Annotated in this window: 3 protein-coding genes; 1 reads left to right on the top strand and 2 read right to left on the bottom strand. The window is 65.9% G+C overall.

Translation table 11 applies throughout. The features are described 5' to 3' along the window. Positions 1 to 61: 61 nt before the first annotated feature. Together ACXJKH_RS18275 and ACXJKH_RS18270 are read right to left on the bottom strand one after the other, a co-directional pair. The gene (locus ACXJKH_RS18275) at positions 62 to 1,378 is read right to left on the bottom strand and encodes a polyhydroxyalkanoate depolymerase (protein WP_457321467.1); all 1,317 of its coding nucleotides are present in this window, start codon (positions 1,376 to 1,378) and stop codon (positions 62 to 64) included. Between the two features lie 97 nt (positions 1,379 to 1,475). Further along, positions 1,476 to 2,072, bottom strand: a complete 597-nt coding sequence (locus ACXJKH_RS18270; RefSeq protein WP_457321465.1) for a class I SAM-dependent DNA methyltransferase — start codon at positions 2,070 to 2,072, stop codon at positions 1,476 to 1,478. Positions 2,073 to 2,233: 161 nt separating this feature from the next. On the opposite strand from ACXJKH_RS18270, the gene ACXJKH_RS18265 reads away from it, so the two are divergent. After that, positions 2,234 to 2,689 (top strand): CopD family protein, encoded by a 456-nt coding sequence (locus ACXJKH_RS18265; RefSeq protein ID WP_256776818.1) that lies wholly within the window; start codon positions 2,234 to 2,236, stop codon positions 2,687 to 2,689. The last annotated feature ends 39 nt before the right edge of the window (positions 2,690 to 2,728 follow it).

Here is a 2,728-nt window from a genome sequence, read left to right as displayed (position 1 = left end):
ACCTTGGATCTGCGTCGCGCGGAGCCGGCCAGCGGCCGGCACTACCGTAATTGCGTTGGCTTCAGCCTGCTTTACGTCGCAGCGGGGTCACGTTGCTGGCGATCTTGGCCGCTTTCTTCGGCTTGGCATTGGCCGGCTGCGCATGCGCAGCGAAGAAGTCCCGCACCTTCGGGTACACGGTTTMGCGCCAGCGACGCCCGCTGAAGATGCCGTAATGGCCGGCGCCCTCGACGATGAAATGCTCGCGATGCTCGGCCGGAATACCGCTGCACAAGGCCTGCGCCGCTTCGGTCTGGCCCAGCCCGGCGATATCGTCCAGCTCGCCTTCGATGCTCAGCAGCGCGGTACCGGTGATCGCCGAAGGATCCACGCGCTCGCCGTTGACGAACCACTCTCCGCGCGGCAGCAGGAACTGCTGGAACACCACTTCAATCGTGTCCAGGTAGTACTTGGCCGGCATGTCCAGCACGGCGTTGTACTCATCGTAGAAACGACGGTGCGCATCGGCATCTTCCATGTCGCCCTTGACCAGGTCGGCATAGAAATCCCAGTGCGAACTGAAGTGCCGGCTCGGGTTCATCGACAGGAATCCCGCGTGCTGCAGGAAGCCCGGATACACCCTGCGACCGGCGCCGGGGTAGGTGCCCGGCACGGTGTGGATGACGTTGTTCTCGAACCACGACAACGGGTTCTGCGTGGCCAGGTTGTTGACCGCCGTCGGGCTGCAGCGCGCATCGATCGGGCCGCCCATCATCACCAGCGTGCGCGGGGTTGGCTCGCCACGACTGGCCATCAGCGACACTGCCGCCAGCACCGGTACGGTGGGCTGGCACACGCTCACCACGTGCAGTTTTTCTGCGCCGAGATGGCGGATGAATTCCTGCACGTAGGCGATGTAATCGTCCAGGCCGAACTCGCCCTCGCTGCCCGGCACCATGCGCGCATCGACCCAGTCGGTGACATACACGCGGTGGTCGCGCAGCAGCGTGCGCACGGTGTCGCGCAGCAGCGTGGCGTGGTGGCCCGACAACGGCGCCACCACCAGCACGAAGGGCTGGTTGAGCATGGTGTGCAGCTGTTCGGCTTCGTTGCTGTGGCGCTTGAAGCGCAGCAGCTTGCAGAACGGCTTGCTCACTTCCTCGTGCACCACGATCGGCACGCGCTCGCCATCGACCTCGATTTCGTTGATGCCCCATTCGGGCTTCTCGTAATCCTTGCCGATGCGATGGAACAGCTCATTCACCGCGGACAGGCGATCAGCGCCAGGCATCTGCGACCACCAGTGTCCCTGGTTGGCGAAGAACTTGGCGTTGGCCTGGGCCTGGTGCACCCACGGGGCGAGCATGTTGCGGGTCAACTCATGCAGCTGATAGAGCATGGCGTCCGAATATGTATGGTCTTATGTTGCCGCGCAGCATAACGCACAGGCGGGATCGGCGCCTTAATACGGGGTCTGTCTCATTAGTCGTGGAGATTCAGCGGTCTGCGCGTTCCAGGGCCGCCGCATGGCCGGCAAGGGCGGGCGACAGCCAGCAGTGCGAGCCCAGCGCGGTGAAGCCGGTCTTCGTGAGATGGCTCCGGTACCAGCGCGACGGGCGGGGCTGGAAGCCCTCGTGGTCGCCGTCGAAGTCATCTTCGGCGCTGAATGCTTCCAGGAACGCCACGCCGCCGGTGAGCTCGGCGAAGCCGTCCAGGGCAGGGCGCAGCTCGCGGCTGGGCACGTAGTGCATCACATCCGAGCAGACCAGCAGATCCACCGGGGCGCACGGCCGCAGCCAGGCAAAATCGCCGACCTTGGCCAGGTGCAGGTTGCGGCTGCGACCGAAGCGCTGCACCGCGTACTCGCTGCTGTCGAAGCCCAGGTACTGCACGCGCGGCCGCAGCTTGAGCAGCGGCGCGCGCCATGCGCCTTCGCCACAGCCGATATCGAGCACGCTGCGGATCGGGCGTTCCAGGTAGTACTCGGCGCTGGCTACCGCGAGAGCGACCTTGCGTGCCAGGCGCGCGGCGCCGCCGGTCTGGTCGGCCTGGTACCAGCGCTGGAAATAAGCGGCGTCGTAGGTCTTGTCCATGGGCTTGGGGGCAGTCGTGAAAACGGCGCCTATCGTACGGCCTGGCGCTGCGGGATGCGTGGCGCGGGTGCGGCGATGGGTCGCGGCAGACACCCATGCGGCGGCTCTACTGGGGCATGCGAGAATGGCGGCCACCTTACGCCAGCCGCCGGAGCAAGCGCATGCAGTCCTACTACTGGGTAAAAACCTTCCATCTGCTGTTCGTGGTGGCGTGGATGGCGGCGGTGTTCTACCTGCCGCGGATCCTGGTCAACCTCAGCGAGACCGCCGGCCAGCTGCCGGTGACCGAGCGCCTGCAGCTGATGGGCCTGCGCCTGTACAAGTTCGGCCACATGATGTTCGGCCTGGCGCTGATCCTGGGGCTGCTGCTGTGGTTGGGCTACAAGGTGATTCCCGATTTCCCGACGATGGTCGCACCCGGTGCGGCCGGCTGGCTGCACGCCAAGCTCGGACTGGTGGTGCTGCTGCTGGTGTATTACACCTGGACCGGGCGCCTGTTGAAGGGCAGCCTGCGCGGCAGGCGGTTGCCGTCCTCGCGCGCGCTGCGCTGGTTCAACGAGCTGCCGCTGGTGCTGTTCATCGGCGTGGTGTGGCTGGTGCTGGCCAAGCCGTTCTGAGGGGGCGGCCGGGGCGGTAGCGGCCGCGCTCRTGTAGGG

The sequence above is a fragment of the Stenotrophomonas sp. P5_B8 genome (assembly GCF_054049855.1).
The sequence above is the reverse complement of the archived record's forward strand: the minus strand, read 5'-3'. Positions and strand labels throughout refer to the sequence as shown.